Genomic DNA, 20,020 nt, shown 5'->3' on the forward strand with positions numbered 1-20,020 from the left:
TGACTCCGGCTCGCGCCGTCGCCATTCCCAATTTCTGAAACACGTTCTACGGTGTGCGCCGTCAGGACCGGCCTGGGAAGCCTGGAGGCGCCGTGCACCTCGCATACTCGCCCGAGCAGCAGCGGCTGCGCACCGAACTGCGCGCGTACTTCGCCGAGCTGGTGCCGGACCACGCCTACGCCCGGCACGCCGACCCCGCCGCCCAGAAGCGCTTCTACCGCGAGACCGTCCGGCGCCTGGGCGCCGACGGCTGGCTCGGCGTGGGCTGGCCGAAGGAGTACGGCGGGCGCGGGCTGAGCGCGATGGAGCAGTTCATCTTCTTCGACGAGGCAGCCCAGGCGGGCGTGCCGCTGCCGCTGATGGCGCTCAACACGGTCGGGCCGACGATCATGCAGTTCGGCACGGACGAGCAGAAGGCGTACTTCCTGCCGAAGGTCCTCTCCGGCGAGATCGACTTCGCCATCGGCTACAGCGAGCCGGACGCGGGCACGGACCTCGCGTCGCTGAAGACGCGCGCGGTGCGTGAGGGCGACGCGTACGTCGTCAACGGCCAGAAGATCTGGACGACGAACGGCGACACCGCGGACTGGGTGTGGCTCGCGACCCGCACCGACCCGGACGCCCCGCCCCACAAGGGCATCACCATGCTCCTCGTCCCGACCGCCGACCCCGGCTACTCCTGCACCCTCATCAACACCCTCGCCTCCCACGACACCACCGCCAGCTACTACGAGAACATCCGCGTCCCCGTCTCCCGCCGCGTCGGCGCCGAGAACCAGGGCTGGCGGCTGATCACCAACCAGCTCAACCACGAGCGCGTCACCCTCGCCGCGCACGGCACCATGGCCATCCGCGCCCTGCACGACGTGCAGCGCTGGGCGATGGAGACCAAGCTCGCCGACGGCCGAAGGGTCGTCGACCTGCCCTGGGTGCGCCGCCGCCTGGCCCAGGCCCACACCCGGCTCGACGCGATGAAACTCCTCAACTGGCGCATGGTCGGCGCCGTCCAGGAGGGCACCCTCACCCCCCAGGACGCCTCCGCCGTCAAGGTCTACGGCTCGGAGGCCCGCCGCGACGCCTACGCCTGGCTGATGGAGATCGTCGCCACCACGGGCGAGCTGAAGGAGGGCTCGGCGGGAGCGGTGCTGCACGGCGAGCTCGAACGCGGCTACCGCTCCGCCGTGATCTTCACCTTCGGCGGCGGCAACAACGAGATCCAGCGCGAGATCATCTCCTGGATCGGTCTGGGGATGCCCAGGGTGCGGCGTTAACCTGCACGGATGACGGGCTTCAAGGCGGGTGACCCCGGGCTGTTCGGGCCGTCCTCCGTGACCTGGCAGGTGCACGGCGACCCCATGATGTGGGTCGCCGGCATCCGCGCGCTCTACCTCCAGGCGCTGCACCCGCGCGCGGTGCGCGGCGTCATGCAGAACTCCGACTTCCGTGAGGACGCCTGGGGCCGGCTGATGCGGACCGCGAACTTCGTCGGGACCACCACCTACGGCACCACCAAGGCCGCCGAGCGCGCCGGGGCCCGGGTGCGGAAGATCCACCGCATGCTGTCCGCGACCGACCCGGACACGGGCGAGCGCTACGGCGTCGACGAGCCGGAACTGCTGCTGTGGGTGCACTGCGCCGAGATCGACTCGTATCTGGGCGTCGCCCGGCGCTCCGGCTTCCGGCTCACCGACGCGCAGGCGGACCGCTACATCGGCGAACACCGCGTCAGCGCCCGCCTGGTGGGCCTCGACCCCGACACGGTGCCCGCGGACCGGGCCGAGCTGGCGGCCTACTTCACCACGGTGCGCCCCGGCCTGGCCGCCGGATCCGAGGCACGCGCGGTGGACGACTTCCTGCTCCGCCCCCCGACGCACCCCCTTCTCGTCCCGGCGCGCGAGGTGCTGTGGCGGCGTGTGGCACAGCTGGCGTACGCCGCCCTGCCGCCGTACGCCCACGCGCTGTACGGCAGACCGGCGCCGGAACCCGCCGCCGTCACCCGGCAACTGCGTGCCACGGGCACCCTGCTGCGCAGCGTTCCCGCACGTGTGCGATGGCAGCTCCCGCCCAGGCACGTCCTGCGCGCCATGGCGCGGCTCGGCCCCGGCTCGCGGCCGGGACCGTACAAACTCGGACCATAGGTCGCCATACTGGATGAGCCAGGGGTGGGCGGCGCGGACGGGGGCGATCGCAGCAGATGGGGGACAGCAGGCTGATCCAGGGCCGGTACCGGCTGCTCGACCTGATCGGGCGGGGCGGCATGGGCGAGGTGTGGCGTGGCCGGGACGAGTCCCTGGGCCGGCATGTCGCGGTGAAGTGCCTCAAGCCCCTCGGCCCGCACCACGACCAGTCCTTCACCCGGGTCCTCAGGGAGCGCTTCCGCCGGGAGGCCCGCGTGGCCGCCGCGCTCCAGCACCGCGGGGTGACCGTCGTCCACGACTTCGGCGAGTCCGACGGCATCCTCTACCTGGTCATGGAGCTCCTGGACGGCCGCAACCTCTCCCAGGTGCTGGAGGACAACCGGCAGCATCCCCTGCCGGTCGGCGACGTCGTGGACATCGCCGACCAGGTCGCCGCCGCCCTCGCCTACACCCACCAGCAGGGCATCGTGCACCGCGATCTCAAGCCCGCGAACATCATGCGGCTCGAGGACGGCACGGTGAAGATCTGCGACTTCGGCATCGCCCGTCTCGGCCACGACATCGGCTTCACCTCCCGGCTCACCGGCACCGGCATCGCCATGGGCACCCCGCACTACATGTCGCCCGAGCAGATCGGCGGCGACGAGGTCGACCAGCGCAGCGACCTGTACTCGCTGGGGTGCGTCCTCTACGAGATCGCCACCGGGGCGCCGCCGTTCGACCTCGACGACGCGTGGGCGATCCTCGTCGGCCACCGCGACACCCCACCGGAGCCGCCGCGCAGCCGGCGGGCCGAACTCCCCGAGTACCTCGAGAAGATCATCCTGGACCTGCTGGCCAAGCGGCCCGAGCAGCGCCCGCACGACGCGCGGGAGCTGGGCCGCCGGATCACGGCCGGCCGCACCACACCGGCGTACGTGCCGACCGTCGTCACCCCGCGGCCGGTCCTGCGCCCGCCAGGGCAGGCCGCCTCCCGCGAGGCCCGGCTGCCCTCCTGGACGCGGGGCATGACCACCGGCCACAAGGCCACCGGCGCCCAGCTCTCCAGCACGCCCCCGGACGCCGGAGCCGGGCTCACCGGGGAGTGGATCCCGCGCCCGCCGGGCGGCCGGCCGGACGGGCCCGCCGCCGAGGAACCGTCCGCCCCCTCCCCGGAGCAGCTCGCCGCCCTGACCGGGCGGCACAACGCCGGGCTCAGCCTGGGGCGTCTCGGGCGCTGGGCCGAGGCCGGCGAGGTGCACCGCGCGGTGGCCGCCGAGCGCACCCACCTGCTCGGCCCCGACCACCCCGACACCCTGGCCAGCCGCTACGAGGTCGCCTTCACCCTCAGCCGCACCGGCCGCGCCGCCGACGCGCTGCAGGAGTACAAGCACGTGGCCGCCGCGAGGACGCGCGCGCTGGGCGCCGACCACCCCGACACGCTCGCCGCCCGCCAGGAGATGGCGTACGTGCTCGGTCAGCTGGGCCGCCACTTCGACGCCCACCAGGTGTACGTGTCCGTGCTCGCCGCCCGGGAACGCGGCCAGGGCCCCGACCACCCGGACACCCTGCGCTGCCGGCACAACCTCGCCTTCAACCTCAGCAGACTCGGGCGTCTGGAGGACTCGTACCGCATGGCGGGGGACGTGGCCGCGGCCCGCGCCCGCGTGCTCGGCCCCGACCACCCCGACACCCTGGTCACCCGCTACGAGGTCGCCTACGCGCTCGGCCAGCTGGGCCGCTGGCCGGAGGCCCTGCAGACCTACCGCGAGGTCGCCGACGCCCGCACCCAGGCGCTCGGCCCCGACCACGCGGACACCCTCGCCGCCCGCTACGAGGTGGGCATCAGCCTGGGCCGCCTCGGCCGCAGCGCGGAGGCGCTCACCCTCTACCGCGACCTGATCGACGTCCGGACCCGGGTCCAGGGCCCCACCCATCCCGAGACCCTGCGCGCCCGTCACGGCCTGGGGGTGAACCTCGGCCGCCTCGGCCGCTGGGAGGAGGCCCTCGCCGAGTCCCGCGACGTCTGCGCCATCCGCGAGCGCGTCCTCGGCCCCGACCACCCCGACACCCTGGTCAGCCGCCGTGAGGTCGCCGTGGGCCTCGGCTGGCTGGGCCGCTGGCACGACGCCCTCGCCGAATACCGCCGCGTCGCCGCCGCCCGCGAGCGCGTGCTCGGCCCCGGTCACCCCGACACCCTCGCCAGCCGCAACGACGAGGCGCACTGCCTGGAGCAGCTGGGCCGCGGCGCGGAGGCGGTCGAGCTCTACCGCAGAGTGGCGGTGCTGCGGCAGCGGCGGGCGGCGGGCGGCGGGTGACCGGTGCCGCGGCACCGTGAGGACGGTCCGTCGCGGGCCCGGCCGGAGCCACGCCCTGCCGCGGGGTCGTCCCGCGCCGCCCGGCGTTGGTCCCAACGGGCCCGTCGGCAGGGACCTTCAGCCCCACGGCCGCGGCCCTTCGGCATCCCCGCACGGGCGGTGCGAGCGACCAGAGTGGCGGGTGTCAGAACACCGACAAGACACCCACGAAGGGATCACCGCCATGGCCGTGCACGAGCAGCATCACCGGAGCCCGGGCTTCCACCTGTCCTTCCGCAGGAACCGCGGCGGCTCCACGATCACCGTGTCGGCCGGCACCGTCGCCGTGCGGGACCACGCCCTCGCGTCACTGCGCCTGCTCACCGGATTCGTCTTCCTGTGGGCCTTCCTGGACAAGACCTTCGGCCTCGGCTACGCCACCGCGTCCGGCAAGGGCTGGATCGACGGCGGCTCGCCGACCAAGGGGTTCCTGAGCTCCGTCGCGGCGGGCCCGATGCAGTCGACGTTCCACGCGTGGGCCGGCGCGACCTGGGCGGACTGGCTGTTCATGCTGGGCATGCTCGGCATCGGCCTGGCCGTCGTCTCCGGTGTGGCGCTGCGCCCGGCCGCGGTGGCGGGCACGATGATGATGGCGTTGATGTGGATCGCCGAGTGGCCGCCCGCCAGGCACCTGTCCGACGGGTCGGCGAGCATGTCGACGAATCCCTTCGTCGACTATCACGTCGTCTACGCGGCCGCACTGACGGCCGTCGCGGTCACGGGTGCGGGCGCCACCTGGGGACTGGGCCGGCAGTGGGCCCGGCTTCCGGTCGTCCGCGACCACGGTTGGCTGCGCTGACCCCACGGACGGTGGGCACCCGTACCGCGGGCCGCCGTCCCCCACCGAAGGCCACGGCCCCTGCCCCGCAGAACAGCACCCCTGAACACCACGCTGGAACCGGGTCCCGTCCGGACCCGGTTCAGGAGGAGGAGAACATGCCCCGCACCATCACCGTGGGCCTCGACGGCTCGCCCGAAAGCCGCGCCGCCGCGGAGTGGGCGGCCCGGGAGGCGCGGCTGCGCGGACTGCCGGTGAAGCTCGTCCACGCCTGGGAGGCGATCCCCGAGCACCTGGCCGAGGCCTCGCACCGCGGCGCGGAGACCCTCCAGCACTGGACGGAACGTATCCCGCGCGAGGCCGCCGAGGACCTGCGGCAGCGCCACCCCGGCGTCGAGGTGACCACCGAGCAGCTGTCCGGACCGGCCGCCGAAGCCCTCGCCCACGCGGCGACGGACGCCGAAATCCTCGTCCTCGGCTCGCGCGGCCTGGGCGGCCTGGGCGGCCTCGTGGTCGGCTCGATCGGCTTCGCGGTCGTGGCGCGCACCGAACGGCCCGTCGTCCTGGTCCGCGCCGGTGAACGCACCACCGGGGAGCACGAGACGGACACGTCCCGTCCCGTCGTCCTCGGACTCGACGTCGGCCGGCCCGACGACGCGCTGATCGGTTTCGCCTTCGACGCCGCCGCACGCCGCAACGTGCCGCTGCGGGTCGTGCACGGCTGGAACCCGCCGCCCTACTACGCCTACGGCATGGCCCTGGAGCCCGCCGTCGAGCGCGAGATGGCGAAGGGGGACGCCGTCATGGTGACGGAGGTCCTGCGCTCCTGGCGGCAGAAGTTCCCCGACGTCGAGGTCGTGGAGGAGCCCCGCTACGGCAGCCCGTCCACCCTGCTGCTCGACGCCTCGCAGGACGCCTCCCTGGTCGTCGTCGGGCGGCGCGTGCGCCACTCCTCCCTGGGCGCCCACATCGGCCCGGTGACCCACGCGGTCCTGCACCACTCCGCCGCCCCCGTCGCCGTCGTCGCCCACGACTGACGCGCCCTTGCCCCGGCCCTGGGCCGCTCTCGGAGGAAGCCGGCCGGCCGCGGCGCGCGGCCGGCTCCCCGGAAGGCCGGGCGAGGAGCCGTGGCGGGCGGCCGACGGCCGACGGCGTGCCGACCCCGTGGCCGTCCACCCCTGGCCGTTGACGATCACCGCGTGTTACGAAGAACCATGGCCGCACACGAGGGACACCGGACGTACGACGCAGTGATCGTCGGCGGGGGGCACAACGGGCTGGTCGCCGCCGCCTATCTGGCACGGGCCGGACGGTCCGTGCTGGTGCTGGAGCGCCTGGACCACACCGGGGGCGCCGCCGTCTCCACCCGGCCGTTCGCCGGGGTCGACGCCCGGCTGTCGCGCTACTCGTACCTGGTCAGCCTGCTGCCGCGGAAGATCCTGCGGGACCTCGGTCTGGAGTTCCGGCTCGGCACCCGCACCATCTCCTCGTACACGCCCGCCGAGCGGGACGGACGGCCGACCGGACTCCTGGTGGGAGGCGGCGAGCAGCGCACCCGCGAGGCCTTCGCCCGGCTCACTGGCTCCGATCGCGAGTACGAGTCCTGGCAGCGCTTCTACGGCATGACCGGCCGCGTCGCCGAACGCGTCTTCCCGACCCTCACCGAGCCGCTGCCCACCCGGGACGAACTGCGCCGCCGCGTCGACGACGAGGAGGCCTGGCGGGTGCTGTTCGAGGACCCCATCGGCGTCGCGATCGAGGACCGCTTCGCCGACGACCTCGTCCGGGGCGTCGTCCTCACCGACGCCCTCATCGGCACCTTCGCCGACGCCCACGACCCGACCCTGACCCAGAACCGCTGCTTCCTCTACCACGTGATCGGCGGCGGCACGGGCGCCTGGGACGTCCCCGTCGGCGGTATGGGCGCGCTGACCGACGCCCTGGCCGGCGCCGCCCGTGCCGCGGGCGCCGTCATCGCCACCGGCCACGAGGCGGCAGGCATCGACACCGACGGCACGACCGCCGAGATCACCTACCGCACATCCGACGGCGAAGGCGTCGTCACGTCACGCCACGTCCTGGTCAACGCCTCCCCGCAGGCCCTGGCCGAGCTGACCGGCGACACACCGCCGGAAGCCGCCGAGGGCGCCCAGCTGAAGGTGAACATGCTGCTCGCGCGGCTGCCGAGGCTGCGCGACACCTCGGTCGACCCGCGCGAGGCGTTCGCCGGCACCTTCCACGTCGCCGAGGGCTACCGGCAGCTCGCCACCGCCCACGCCCAGGCCGCCTCCGGCGAGCTACCGGCCGCGCCCCCGTCGGAGATCTACTGCCACTCGCTGACCGACCCGACCATCCTGGGCCCGGACCTCGTCGAGCAGGGCTACCAGACCCTCACCCTCTTCGGCCTGCACGCGCCCGCCCGCCTCTTCGACCGGGACAACGACGCCGTGCGCGCGGAGCTGCTGAAGACGACCCTCGGCCAGCTCGACACCCACCTCGCCGAGCCACTCGCCGACTGCCTGGCGACCGACGCGGACGGTCGCCCGTGCATCGAGGCGAAGACCCCGCTCGACCTGGAACGCGACCTGCGCCTGCCCGGCGGCAACATCTTCCACCGCGCGCTGTCCTGGCCCTACGCCCAGGAGGGGACGGGCCGTTGGGGCGTCGAGACGGGACACGCGAACGTGCTGCTGTGCGGCGCGGGCGCGGTGCGCGGCGGGGGAGTGAGCGGAGTGCCCGGGCACAACGCGGCGATGGCGGTCCTGGAGGCGACGGGCGAGTGACGCGCCCCATCCGCGACTTCTACGACTCGCTGGCCGCCGACTACCACCGCGTCTTCCCCGACTGGGACGCGAGCATCGTCCGCCAGGCCGCCGCGCTCGACGGCCTGCTGCGCCGTGAGCTCGGCGGCACGGGCCCGTACCGCCTGCTGGACTGCGCCTGCGGGATCGGCACCCAGGCGATCGGTCTCGCGCGCGCCGGACACCGGGTCGTCGGCAGCGACCTGAGCCCCGCTGCCGCCGCCCGCGCCGCCGAGGAGGCGGCGGCCCGGGGCGTGGAACTGCGCACTGCGGCGGCGGACATGCGCCAACTCCCCTTCAGGGACGGCATGTTCGACGCCGTCCTGTGCGCCGACAACTCGATCGCCCATCTGCTGACCAGGCAGGACCTGCGGGCGGCAATGCGCGAGATGCGGCGCGTGCTCGGAGCCGACGGACTGCTCCTGCTCACCCTCCGCGACTACGACGAGGCCCGCCGGACCCGCCCCGCGTCCGTGCCGCCCCAGGTGTCGCACGCCTCCGACGGCCGGACGATCACCTTCCAGCTCTGGCACTGGCACGACGACGGGGAGCGCTACGACCAGGAGTACTTCCAGCTCCTGCCGGACGGGGACGGCTGGGAGGTCCGCGTCCGGCACGCCACCTCCTGGGCGCTGCCCCGGAGCGAGGTGACGGAGGCCGTGAGGGCCGCGGGCTTCACCGGTCCGACCTGGCACGCTCCGGCGGACACCGGCTTCTACCAGCCGGTATGCGTGGCGAGGGCTGCCTAGGGCTGCGGCCCGGGGAACACCTTCTGAGGGAGCCTCCGGAGCGGCCGGGTGGCGCAGAAATCTGACGGAGCATCAGAAAAGGCCTTCCGTCGGCCGGAGGACTGCGGCATTCTGCGGCCATGCAGACGGAGTTGAGCAAGAAACTGGGAGTCGAGCACGCCATTTTCGGCTTCACGCCGTTCCCCGCCGTCGCCGCGGCCATCAGCCGGGCCGGGGGCTTCGGAGTGCTCGGCGCGGTCCGCTACACCGCCCCCGACGAGCTCGAACGCGACCTCGACTGGCTGGAGGCCCATGTCGAGGGGCGGCCCTACGGCCTGGACGTGGTGATGCCGGCCAAGAAGGTGGAGGGCGTCACCGAGGCCGACGTGGAGGCCATGATCCCCGAGGGTCACCGGCAGTTCGTCGAGGAGACCCTCGCCAAGTACGGCGTGCCCGAACTCGCCGAGGGAGAGGCGTCCGGCTGGCGCATCACCGGCTGGATGGAGCAGGTCGCCCGCAGCCAGCTCGACGTCGCCTTCGGCTACCCGATCCGGCTGCTCGCCAACGCCCTCGGCTCGCCGCCCGCCGACGTCGTCGCCCGCGCCCACGCGCACGACGTGCTCGTCGCCGCGCTCGCGGGCAGTGCCCGGCACGCGCGCAAGCACCAGGAAGCCGGCATCGACATCGTCGTCGCCCAGGGCTACGAGGCCGGCGGCCACACCGGCGAGATCGCCTCCATGGTGCTCACACCGGAGGTCGTCGACGCCGTGGACCCGCTGCCCGTGCTCGCCGCGGGCGGCATCGGCAGCGGACAGCAGGCGGCCGCGGCGCTCGCCCTCGGCGCCCAGGGCGTGTGGCTCGGCTCGATCTGGCTGACCGTCACGGAGGCCGGCCTCAGCTCGCCCGCGGTGACCCGGAAACTGCTCGCCGCCGGCTCCGGCGACACCGTCCGCTCCCGTGCCCTGACCGGGAAACCCGCACGCCAGCTCCGTACCGAGTGGACCGACGCCTGGGACGACCCGGCCGGACCCGGCACCCTCCCCATGCCCCTGCAGGGCCTGCTCGTCGCGGACGCCCTCACCCGCATCCAGAAGTACGAGGTCGAGCCCCTGCTCGGCACGCCCGTCGGCCAGATCGTCGGCCGGATGAACAGCGAACGCAGTGTCCAGGCCGTCTTCGACGACCTCACCCGCGGCTTCGAGAAGGCCGTCGACCGCATGATCCGCATCGCCGGAAGGAGCGGCAAGTGACGCGTACGCCCCCCGCGGGGTTCTGGGCCCAGGCCGCCGCCGATCCCGACCGCCAGGTCCTCGTGGCACCGGACGGCGAGCAGTGGACCGCCGGCCGCCTGCACGCCGACGTCAACCGGCTGGTGCACGGCCTGCGCGCAGCCGGACTGGAACGCGGGGACGCCTTCGCGGTCGTCCTGCCCAACGGCGTCGAGTTCTTCACCGCCTACCTCGCCGCCAGCCAGGCCGGCCTCTACCTGGTCCCCGTCAACCACCACTTCGTGGGCCCGGAGATCGGCTGGATCGTCGCCGACTCCGGTGCCAAGGTGCTGATCTCGCACGAGCGGTTCGCGACGGCGGCGCGGCAGGCGGCCGAGGAGGCCGGGCTGCCGGCCACCCACCGGTACGCCGTGGGCACGGTCGAGGGCTTCCGGCCGTACGCCGAACTCCTGGACGGGCAGCCGGAGTCGGTGCCCACCGGCCGCGAGCTGGGCTGGGTCATGAACTACACCTCGGGCACCACCGGCCGCCCGCGCGGCATCCGCCGCCCGCTGCCCGGCAAGACCCCCGAGGAGGCCTATCTCGGCGGATTCCTCGGCATCTTCGGCATCAAGCCGTTCGACGGCAACGTCCACCTGGTCTGCTCGCCGCTCTACCACACCGCCGTGCTCCAGTTCGCGGGCGCCTCCCTGCACATCGGCCACCGGCTGGTGCTGATGGACAAGTGGACGCCCGAGGAGATGCTCCGGCTGATCGACCGCGAGAGGTGCACCCACACGCACATGGTGCCGACCCAGTTCCACCGCCTGCTCGCCCTGCCGGAGGAGGTCCGGCGCTCCTACGACGTCTCGTCCATGCGGCACGCCATCCACGGCGCCGCTCCCTGCCCCGACCATGTGAAGCGGGCGATGATCGACTGGTGGGGCGAGTCGGTGGAGGAGTACTACGCGGCCAGCGAGGGCGGCGGCGCCTTCGCCACCGCCGCGGACTGGCTGAAGAAACCCGGCACCGTCGGCAGGGCCTGGCCCATCAGCGAACTCGCGGTCTTCGACGACGACGGCAACCGGCTGCCGGCCGGCGAACTCGGCACCGTCTACATGAAGATGAACACCGGCGGCTTCGCCTACCACAAGGACGAGGCCAAGACGAGGAGGAACCGCATCGGCGACTTCTTCACCGTCGGTGACCTCGGCTTCCTCGACGAGGACGGATTCCTGTTCCTGCGCGACCGCAAGATCGACATGATCATCTCGGGCGGCGTCAACATCTACCCCGCCGAGATCGAGTCCGCGCTGCTCGCCCACCCCGCCGTCGCCGACGCCGCCGTCTTCGGCATCCCGCACGACGACTGGGGCGAGGAGGTCAAGGCCGTCGTCGAAGCGGCCCCCGGCCACGAGCCCGGCCCCGGCCTGGCCGCCTCCGTCCTGGACCACTGCGCCGGGCGGCTCGCCGCGTACAAACGGCCGAAGACCGTCGACTTCATCGCCGAGATGCCCCGCGACCCCAACGGCAAGCTCTACAAGCGGCGGCTGCGCGACCCGTACTGGGAGGGCCGCGCACGAGCCGTGTGACGGGCCGTCAGGATCGCACGGCGTTGCCCACGACATGCGGGACGATCAGGTGGTGGAAGGGCTCGATGGCCTTGAAGTAGAGGCGGCCGGCCGGACGGTGGAAGCGCACGACCGTCGTGCAGACGCCCTCGAGCCCGGTGCCGGCGCGGACCGGACGGACCGCGAACGACGTGCGGAAGTCCAGATGCTTGTCGTCGTCCCCGCACAGCACCTCGGCCTCGCCCACCGCCAGCAGGCGGAACGGGCCCATCTTCAGGCCGGGTTCGACCCTGATCTCCGCCGTGGGCACCCGCTTCTGCGTCTGCAGCCCGAAGGGCGCCATCGCCTTGTCCCGCACGTCGAGGAGGCGGTGCACCCACTGCGGCGTGCCGGTGAACACCAGCCGGGTGAACTCGACGGCGTCGGTGCCGGCGGGCAGATCCACGGCCACCGCGTCCGCGTGGTCGTAGCCGCCGAGATCGGCCACCGCCCCGTCGAGCACCGGCTCGGCGTGCCTGCGCACCCGTGTGCTGGTCATGTCCCCGTACCTCCCCGTGACCGGCTCGCCCCCGAGCATGCCACATGCTTGACCTGACCCTGTGCCGGACCGAGGATCATCAGTCATGACGCAGGGACAGGGCAGTACGGTTGACGGGGTGCTGCGGCGCAGCGCCCGGCGCACCCCCGCGCGTGTGGCGGTCGAGTACCGCGACCGCTCGTGGACGTACGGAGAACTCGACGAGGCGGTCTCCCGCGCGGCGAGCGTGCTGCTCGCCCAGGGCCTCGCCCCCGGTGACCGGGTCGGTGCCTACGGCCACAACTCGGACGCCTATCTGATCGGCTTCCTCGCCTGCGCCCGCGCGGGCCTGGTCCATGTGCCGGTGAACCAGAACCTGACCGGCGACGATCTGGCCTACATCGTCGGCCAGTCCGGCAGCGGCCTGGTCATGACCGACCCCGGTCTGGCCGGCCGCCTCCCGGACGGGACCGGGACGCTGCCCCTGCGTGACGCCGACGACTCGCTGCTCGCCCGGCAGGCGGCGGCGCCCGCGTACGACGGGCCCGAGCCGCGCGCCGAGGACCTGGTGCAGCTGCTGTACACGTCCGGCACCACGGCCCTGCCCAAGGGCGCGATGATGACGCACCGCGCCCTCGTCCACGAGTACCTGAGCGCGATCACCGCGCTCGATCTCAGCGCCGGCGACCGGCCCGTGCACTCCCTGCCGCTCTACCACTCGGCGCAGATGCACGTGTTCCTGCTGCCGTATCTCGCCGTCGGCGCCACGAACATCATCCTCGACGGCCCCGACGGCGACCGGCTCTTCGACCTGGTCGAGGCCGGCCGGGTGGACAGCCTGTTCGCCCCGCCGACGGTCTGGATCGCACTCGCCAACCGCCCGGACTTCACGACCCGCGACCTGTCCGGACTGCGCAAGGCCTACTACGGCGCGTCGATCATGCCGGTGCCCGTCCTGGAGCGGCTGCGCGAACGGCTGCCGGACCTCGGCTTCTTCAACTGCTTCGGCCAGAGCGAGATCGGCCCCCTGGCTACGGTGCTCGCACCCGACGAGCACAAGGGCCGCATGGACTCCTGCGGACGCCCCGTCCTGTTCGTCGACGCGCGCGTGGTCGACGAGGACGGCAAGGACGTCCCCGACGGCACACCCGGCGAAGTCGTCTACCGCTCGCCGCAGTTGTGCGAGGGGTACTGGGACAAACCCGAGGAGACCGCCGACGCCTTCCGCGACGGCTGGTTCCACTCGGGCGACCTCGCCGTCCGGGACGTGCACGGCTACTACACGATCGTCGACCGCGTGAAGGACGTGATCAACTCCGGTGGTGTGCTGGTCGCTTCGCGCCAGGTCGAGGACGCGCTCTACACGCACGAGGGCGTCGCGGAAGTCGCCGTGGTCGGCCTGCCCGACGAGCGGTGGATCGAGGCGGTCACCGCGGTCGTCGTCCCGCGCGGCGAGGTGACCGAGGAGGAGCTCATCGCCCACGCGCGCGAGCACCTCGCCCACTTCAAGGCGCCGAAGCGGGTGGTGTTCGTGGACGAACTCCCGCGCAACGCAAGCGGGAAGATCCTCAAACGGGAGCTGCGGGACCGCTTCACCGGGTGACGAGACACACAAGAAGTCTCATTTCATACCTGGTGCGGCCACCGTTACCATGTCTGGTGTATAAGGCAGGAGGGCACAAACCAGGCATGCGATGCTGTTTCCCTGCTCCCCTCGCCGCCCTCGCCGGGATTCCCGGCCCCTGTGAGGTGCTGCGTTCGGGAGCCCTGATCGCCCCGGCCCTGCTCAGGGCCGCCTCGGCGGCTCGCGCGCGCCTTCCGCACCACCAGACGGTCGCGGCCGTCCACCTGGAACTGGTCACGCTGACCGAGGACCGCGCGATCATCACCTGGTACACCGGCGTGCCCGGCACCGACGACGGCTTCGGCCACATGCTGCCCGCCGTCACGGAGGGTGAGGTCGTCTACGGCACCCACCCCGGCCGCCTCAACCGCGTCGCAGGCGAGGACCGGCTCACCGCGCACCACCATGTGGAGCTCACCGGTCTCGAACCCGGGCAGACCTACTACTACCAGGCACGCTCACGCGGGGTCGCCGCCCGGCCCACGACGCTGCACCTGGTGCGCGGCAACGCGGCGGGTACCTCCCGTCACGGTCTGGGGTCGCTCGGCGGCCCGTACTCCTTCACCACGCCGCAGCCCCCGCCCGGCAGCCATCTGATGACACTGGCGCTCTGCAACGACCTGCACCTCGGCGAGACCATCGCGGGCCTCGTGACCGGTATCCCCCTGCTGCGCGGGGTGACGCAGCAGCCGGGCCTCGCGCCGTATCCGGAGATCATGAGCCGGGCCCTGGTCGCGGAGGCCCGCCGCCGCGGGGCGGACCTGCTGCTGGCCGCGGGCGACATCTCGGCCGGCGGCGCGCCGCAGGATCTGGCCGACGCCCGGCGGATCCTGGACGGCTTCGGTACCCACGGCGAGGACTACTTCGTCGTGCGCGGCAACCACGACCGGCCCGGCTCCGGCGCCGGCCAGGGAGGCGACGGCGACACCTTCCGCCGCGGGTTCGGCGGCGAGGACGAGCCCGGGTACTTCGCGCGCGATCTGGGCGGACTGCGGCTCATCGGCCTCGACACGTACGAGAAGCCCGGCAACGGCGCCGACTCGGGCGGCCTCGGCGCCGAGCAGCTGTCCTGGTTCCGCCGCCGGTTGCGCGAGAACAGGGAGCAGCCCACCCTGGTCTTCGGCCATCATCCGCTCTTCGTGCGGGACTCCCTCTTCCCGGTCGGCGCGGGCCAGCGCATGGGCCGCCGCCAGGCGCGCGAGATCGTCGAGGCCTACGCCGCCACCCCAGGAGTCTTCCTGCACCACGCGGGCCACACCCACCGCAACAAGCGCACCCTCCTGCCGCACGCCCCGCACGTGGCCCTGCAGGAGGTCGGCGCCGCGAAGGAGTACCCCGGCGGCTTCGGCCTGCTGCGGATCCACACCGGCGGTTACGCCCTGAACTTCTTCAAGGCCCGTACCACCGAGGCCCTGGAGTGGGGCGAGCGCAGCCGCCGGATGGCCGGCGGGTTGTGGCCGCACCACGCGCTCGGCCGGGCGGTCACCGACCGCAACAGCGTGGTCTTCCGCGACCTGTCCGGGATCACGCGGCCGGCGCTGCCCTCCCTGGCCGCGGCCGGCCCCACGGGGTGAGGGGCCCCGCGCCCGTCACCCGGCCTCCCGCAGGTCCACGATCCGCCGGATCTTGCCCACCGACCGCTCCAGCGACTCCGGCTCGACGATCTCCACCGCCACCGACACCCCGATGCCGTCCTTCACCGCCGCCGCGATCGTGCGCGCCGCGGCCTCGCGCGCCTGGGGATCCGCGTCCGTGCGGGCCTCGGCCCGGACGGTGAGCGCGTCCAGGCGGCCCTCCCGGGTCAGCCGCAGCTGGAAGTGCGGGGCGACGCCGGGCGTGCGCAGCACGATCTCCTCGATCTGCGTGGGGAAGAGGTTCACCCCGCGCAGGATGACCATGTCGTCGCTGCGCCCGGTGACCTTCTCCATGCGCCGGAAGACCCGGGCCGTGCCCGGCAGCAGCCGGGTCAGGTCACGGGTGCGGTAGCGCACGACGGGCATCGCCTCCTTGGTCAGCGAGGTGAAGACCAGCTCGCCCTTCTCGCCGTCGGGCAGCACCTCGCCGGTGATCGGGTCCACGACCTCCGGGTAGAAGTGGTCCTCCCAGATGTGCAGTCCGTCCTTGGTCTCCACGCACTCCTGCGCGACGCCCGGGCCGATCACCTCCGACAGGCCGTAGATGTCGACCGCGTCGATCGCGAACCGCTCCTCGATCTCCTGCCGCATCCGCTCGGTCCACGGCTCCGCGCCGAAGACACCGACCCGCAGCGAGGTGGCGCGCGGGTCGACGCCCTGCCGCTCGAACTCGTCGAGGAGCGTGAGCATGTACGAGGGAGTCACCATGATGATCTCGGGCCGCAGGTCCTGGATCAGCTGGACCTGACGGGCCGTCATGCCGCCTGAGGCGGGGATGACGGTGCAGCCGAGCCGCTCGGCGCCGTAGTGCGCGCCGAGGCCGCCGGTGAACAGCCCGTAGCCGTACGCCACATGGACCTTGTCGCCCGGCCGGCCGCCCGCCGCGCGGATCGAGCGGGCCACCATGTCCGCCCACAGCGCGAGGTCGTTGTCGGTGTAACCGACGACCGTGGGGCGGCCGGTGGTGCCGCTGGAGGCGTGGATGCGCCGGATGCGGTCCTCGGGGACGGCGAACATGCCGTACGGGTAGTTCGCGCGCAGGTCCGCCTTGGTGGTGAAGGGGAAGCGGGCCAGGTCGGCGAGGGAGGTGCAGTCCTCGGGGCGGACGCCGGCCTTGTCGAAGGACTCCCGGTAGAAGGGGACGTGCTCGTACGCGCGGCGCAGCGAGGCCCGCAGCCGCTCCAGCTGGAGCTCCCGCAGCGCGCCGGCCTCCAGGTGTTCTCCCGCGTCCAGCGGTTCCGTCGCATCAGCCATGGGGACCTCTTCCTGGCCAGTCGCACCAATTCCTGGCCAATCGCACCAACCCGGGCGACCGGGCATTCGGTCGCGATGCTCGGGATCAGTAATTCAGGCCACGTTGCCGCGGGCAAGTGGTCAGGCACCGCTTTCGCGCGCGAGGATCTCCGCATGCCGACCTTCACCGCCCCGGACGGGACCGAGCTCGCCTACCACCTGCGGGGCGAGGGGACCCCGCTCGTCGTGCTGCCCGGCGGACCCATGCGGGCCTCCGGCTACCTCGGGGACCTGGGCGGCCTCGCCGCGCACCGCCGGCTGGTCCTGCTCGACCTGCGCGGCACCGGCGGCTCCGCGGTGCCGGCGGACCCGCGCACGTACCGCTGCGACCGTCTCGTGCGGGACGTGGAGGCGCTGCGGGTCCGTCTGGGGCTGGAGCGGATGGAGCTGCTGGCGCACTCGGCCGGCGGGAGCCTCGCGATGCTCTACGCCGCCCGGCACCCGGAGCGGATCGCCCGGCTGGTGCTGGTGACCGCCACACCGTGGGCTCTGGGCATGCCGGCGACCCCGGAGCACCGGCTGGCGGCGGCGCGGCTGCGGGCCGGCGAACCGTGGTTCGAGGAGACGTTCCCCTCGTACGAGGAGTGGCTGGCGGGGAAGACCGACTTCGACCCGGCTTTCGCGCCCTTCTTCTACGGCCGCTGGGACGAGGCGGCCGCGGCGCACGACGCCCGTGCCGACGAGGAGTTCAACGACGACGCCGCCGACGTCTACGGCTCCGACGGCGCCTACGACCCGCCCGCCATCCGGGCCGCGCTCTCCCGGCTCACCGCGCCGGTCCTCGTCCTCGCCGGCGAGCTCGACGGCGGCCCGTGCCCCGAGCTCGCCCGCAGCACCGCCGAGGTCTTCCCCGAGGGGGAGCTGACCGTCCAGCCCGGCGCCGGCCACTACCCGTGGGTGGACGGCCCGGAGTGGTTCGCGGACCGGGTCACCGCGTTCCTGGACCGGGCACCTTCCGCGCACTGACCGCGCACTGAAACCTCGGCTCCCGTCCTCCTCCGGGAGGGACGGGACCCGGTCGCGCGACCGGCCGGCTCGGCGGCGGGTGCTCGCACGTCCTCGGCGCCCCGGAACGCCGGCCGCCGCCGCGCCGCTGCGGGCCCGGCGCTCGGAACCTGCCTTCGCGGCCGGCCGACACGCCGGACTCCGCCGGCCGTGGTGGACGGCACGCACGGTCCCGGCCGTCGCGTCCGGGAGCCGGGGCCGGGGGTCGCGTTCGGGGGTCGGGGCCGGGGGTCGCGTTCGGGGGTCGGGGAGCAGCGTCCCGCCCGCCGGCCGCCGCGCCGTCGTAGCGGGACGCGGCCGGGGGCAGGGGCAGGCCGAGGGGCAGGGGCAGGCCGAGGGAGAGAGGCCGACACCCGTCGTCCGCGTCCGGCCGGAAGGGTCCCCGGCCCGGGCGGCCGGGGACCGCCACCTCACCCCGGCTGGGGCCCGTACGCCGTCATGAAGCGGTCGCGGAAGGCGTTCATGGTCCACTCCGGGGCGTCGTCCGCGGGCTTGAGCCCCTCCGTCCAGCCCCAGTCCGAGACGCGGTCGAGCACCTTCGGGTCGCGGGCGACGATCGAGATCGGCACGTCCCTGTTGGCGGTGCCGCCGGTGACCGTCGGGACGGGCTGGTGGTCGCCGAGGAAGACGAGGACGGTGTTCTTGTCGCCGTAGCGCTGCATCCACTGGGTCAGGCTGTCCAGCGAGTACTGGATGGCCTTGCGGTACTCCGTGCGCACGCGCTGCGCGCTCTTCCAGACCTGCGTGGGGTTGGTGCCCTCCTTCTTGATCTTGTAGAAGACCTTGCCGTTGCCGAGGTCCTTCCAGTCGATCATGTGGGCGATGGGGGACCAGGGGTTGTGGCTGGAGGCCAGGATGATCTCCGCCATGATCGGGTCGCGGTTCTTCTTGCCGTGCTCCAGCTTCTGGAAGGCCTCCAGGCTGAACTGGTCCGGCACCGGCGTCCAGCTGAAGTACGGGCCCTGGTAGCCGAGGTGGGTGGAGTCGTAGATGTGGTCCAGGCCGAAGTACTTGCCCTCGGGCCAGGACTTGCGCACGCCGGGGACGATGCCGACCGTGCGCCAGGCGCCGGTCTTCTGGAAGTAGTTGGTCAGGGTGGCGCGCTTGCTGGTGGTCAGGGTCCGGTAGCGCTGCTGGTTCTTGATCCACAGGCCGGACAGGAACGTCGAGTGGGCGAGCCAGCTGCCGGCGCCGGTCACGGGCGACCTGAGCCAGCCGCTGCGGGCCGCGAAGCCGGCCGATTTGAGCCTGGCGTCGCCTTCCTTGAGCGTCGCGTCGATCTCCGGTGCCATGGACGGAGAATCGATGGCCACCCGGCCGTAGCTCTCGATGAACGTGAACATCACGTCCTTGCCGCGCAGCCCGGTCAGCAGCTGGTCCGGCGGGGTCTTGGCGTAGGCGTCGACGGCCATCTGCTTCTTGAAGACGTCGGCGTCGCCGAGACCCTCGCGGACGTACTGCACCCGGTTGGCGAGGTACTGGGAGTATCCCTTGGTGGCGAGGGTGACGCCGCCGAACTGGACCCCCAGGGTGAAGCAGATGATCCACACGACGCCGAGGACCAGCGTGGTGCGTACGGCCATGGGGCGATGCCGGGCCAGCACGTTCGCCAGCCGCATCAGCGCGAGGGCGCTGAGCACGAGCACGGCGACCACCGCGACGATCACGCCGATCACCGCGAGCAGCTCACCGGTGCGGCCGAACGAGTCCTTCATCCAGTCCGCCGCGTCGCTCAGCAGAACCCAGTCGAAGACCAGGTCGAACGGGCGGGCCAGTGTCTCGCGGAAGCCCATGTCGAGGCACTTCAGGACGGTGGACAGCCCGAGGAACACGCCCAGCACCGCGGCCGTGATCCGCCGCGGCCTCGACGGCAGCACGAGCAGCAGCGCCGCGACGAAGACCGCCTCGACGGGCAGACGCAGGAACGCCCCGACGTTGATCCGGTCGAGACGGTTGGGCACGAGGAGCAGGACGAGTACGAGCACGGCGGCGAGGACGCTCGTGACGACCCGCACGGCGCGCGCGGCCCGGGGGTGGCGGCGGCCGAACCAGCCACGGCGGCCCGGTGGAGCCGGCTCCTGGTCCACGGCCCCTTCCCCGGCCTCGGCCTCCGGCGTCGCGGCGTCCGTCGTGCTGTCTTCGGGCTCCGCTGCGGGTGCCTGGGTGTCTTCGGCCCCTGGCGCGGTCTGCGCCTCCGGGGTCCCGGTGTCCGCCGTCCCCTCTGCGGCCTCCGTCTCCACCACCGCTTCCGGGGTGTCCGTCGGCTCTGCGGGCGACTCGGTCTCCGGGTGCCCGGCCGTGGACGTCGTGTCCTCGTCGTCGCCAGACGGTGCCGGTGCCGGTGCCGGTGCCGGTGCCGATGCCGGTGCTGTGTCCGTGGACGTGGC

At 73.1% G+C, this 20,020-nt stretch carries 15 protein-coding genes; 12 read left to right on the forward strand and 3 right to left on the reverse strand.

Going from position 1 to position 20,020, the window contains the following annotated elements; all coding sequences use genetic code 11:
- Positions 1–92 precede the first annotated feature (92 nt).
- The 9 genes from ACIRPX_RS01645 to ACIRPX_RS01685 all read left to right on the forward strand — a co-directional run bounded on the left by ACIRPX_RS01645 (position 93) and on the right by ACIRPX_RS01685 (position 11,581).
- Positions 93–1,271, forward strand: a complete 1,179-nt coding sequence (locus ACIRPX_RS01645; RefSeq protein ID WP_404187261.1) for an acyl-CoA dehydrogenase family protein — start codon at positions 93–95, stop codon at positions 1,269–1,271.
- A 9-nt stretch (positions 1,272–1,280) separates the two neighbouring features.
- Positions 1,281–2,138 carry an oxygenase MpaB family protein gene (locus ACIRPX_RS01650; RefSeq protein ID WP_404187262.1) on the forward strand — a complete coding sequence of 286 codons (858 nt, stop codon included), beginning with the start codon at positions 1,281–1,283 and terminating at the stop codon, positions 2,136–2,138.
- A gap of 56 nt (positions 2,139–2,194) precedes the next feature.
- Positions 2,195–4,435 (forward strand): tetratricopeptide repeat protein, encoded by a 2,241-nt coding sequence (locus ACIRPX_RS01655; protein ID WP_404187263.1) that lies wholly within the window; start codon positions 2,195–2,197, stop codon positions 4,433–4,435.
- A 223-nt stretch (positions 4,436–4,658) separates the two neighbouring features.
- Positions 4,659–5,273 (forward strand): hypothetical protein, encoded by a 615-nt coding sequence (locus ACIRPX_RS01660; protein ID WP_404187264.1) that lies wholly within the window; start codon positions 4,659–4,661, stop codon positions 5,271–5,273.
- 137 nt (positions 5,274–5,410) lie between these two features.
- On the forward strand, positions 5,411–6,289 hold the full coding sequence (locus tag ACIRPX_RS01665; RefSeq protein ID WP_404187265.1) for a universal stress protein: 879 nt from the start codon (positions 5,411–5,413) through the stop codon (positions 6,287–6,289).
- Positions 6,290–6,466: 177 nt separating this feature from the next.
- A complete protein-coding gene (locus tag ACIRPX_RS01670; RefSeq protein WP_404187493.1) occupies positions 6,467–8,035 on the forward strand; it encodes a phytoene desaturase family protein in 1,569 nt (522 codons plus the stop codon).
- Positions 8,032–8,802, forward strand: coding sequence for a class I SAM-dependent methyltransferase (locus tag ACIRPX_RS01675; protein WP_404187266.1), 771 nt, complete (start codon positions 8,032–8,034; stop codon positions 8,800–8,802). Before ACIRPX_RS01670 ends, ACIRPX_RS01675 begins: the two co-directional genes overlap by 4 nt.
- A 119-nt stretch (positions 8,803–8,921) precedes the next feature.
- Positions 8,922–10,031 (forward strand): nitronate monooxygenase, encoded by a 1,110-nt coding sequence (locus tag ACIRPX_RS01680; RefSeq protein WP_404187267.1) that lies wholly within the window; start codon positions 8,922–8,924, stop codon positions 10,029–10,031.
- Positions 10,028–11,581 carry an acyl-CoA synthetase gene (locus ACIRPX_RS01685; protein ID WP_404187268.1) on the forward strand — a complete coding sequence of 518 codons (1,554 nt, stop codon included), beginning with the start codon at positions 10,028–10,030 and terminating at the stop codon, positions 11,579–11,581. Before ACIRPX_RS01680 ends, ACIRPX_RS01685 begins: the two co-directional genes overlap by 4 nt.
- Before the next feature lie 7 nt (positions 11,582–11,588).
- On the opposite strand, the gene ACIRPX_RS01690 is transcribed toward ACIRPX_RS01685, so the two are convergent.
- Complete coding sequence (locus tag ACIRPX_RS01690; protein WP_404187269.1) at positions 11,589–12,098, reverse strand: DUF2867 domain-containing protein; 510 nt, start codon at positions 12,096–12,098, stop codon at positions 11,589–11,591.
- Positions 12,099–12,183: 85 nt separating this feature from the next.
- Between ACIRPX_RS01690 and ACIRPX_RS01695 the strand changes: the two genes are divergently transcribed.
- A complete protein-coding gene (locus tag ACIRPX_RS01695; RefSeq protein ID WP_404187270.1) occupies positions 12,184–13,680 on the forward strand; it encodes an acyl-CoA synthetase in 1,497 nt (498 codons plus the stop codon).
- An 86-nt stretch (positions 13,681–13,766) separates the two neighbouring features.
- Positions 13,767–15,275 (forward strand): metallophosphoesterase, encoded by a 1,509-nt coding sequence (locus ACIRPX_RS01700; protein ID WP_404187271.1) that lies wholly within the window; start codon positions 13,767–13,769, stop codon positions 15,273–15,275.
- 15 nt (positions 15,276–15,290) lie between these two features.
- Here the strand turns inward: ACIRPX_RS01700 and paaK are convergent, their stop codons facing one another.
- Entirely contained in the window at positions 15,291–16,589 is a 1,299-nt protein-coding gene (paaK, locus tag ACIRPX_RS01705) for a phenylacetate--CoA ligase PaaK (RefSeq protein WP_404187272.1), read from the reverse strand.
- Between the two features lie 153 nt (positions 16,590–16,742).
- On the opposite strand from paaK, the gene ACIRPX_RS01710 reads away from it, so the two are divergent.
- Positions 16,743–17,594, forward strand: a complete 852-nt coding sequence (locus tag ACIRPX_RS01710) for an alpha/beta fold hydrolase (RefSeq protein ID WP_404187273.1) — start codon at positions 16,743–16,745, stop codon at positions 17,592–17,594.
- Positions 17,595–18,043: 449 nt separating this feature from the next.
- Here the strand turns inward: ACIRPX_RS01710 and ACIRPX_RS01715 are convergent, their stop codons facing one another.
- Complete coding sequence (locus ACIRPX_RS01715; RefSeq protein WP_404187274.1) at positions 18,044–19,876, reverse strand: sulfatase; 1,833 nt, start codon at positions 19,874–19,876, stop codon at positions 18,044–18,046.
- Positions 19,877–20,020 lie beyond the last annotated feature (144 nt).

The organism is Streptomyces sp. NPDC101225, from assembly GCF_044767585.1.
GTDB lineage: Bacteria > Actinomycetota > Actinomycetes > Streptomycetales > Streptomycetaceae > Streptomyces.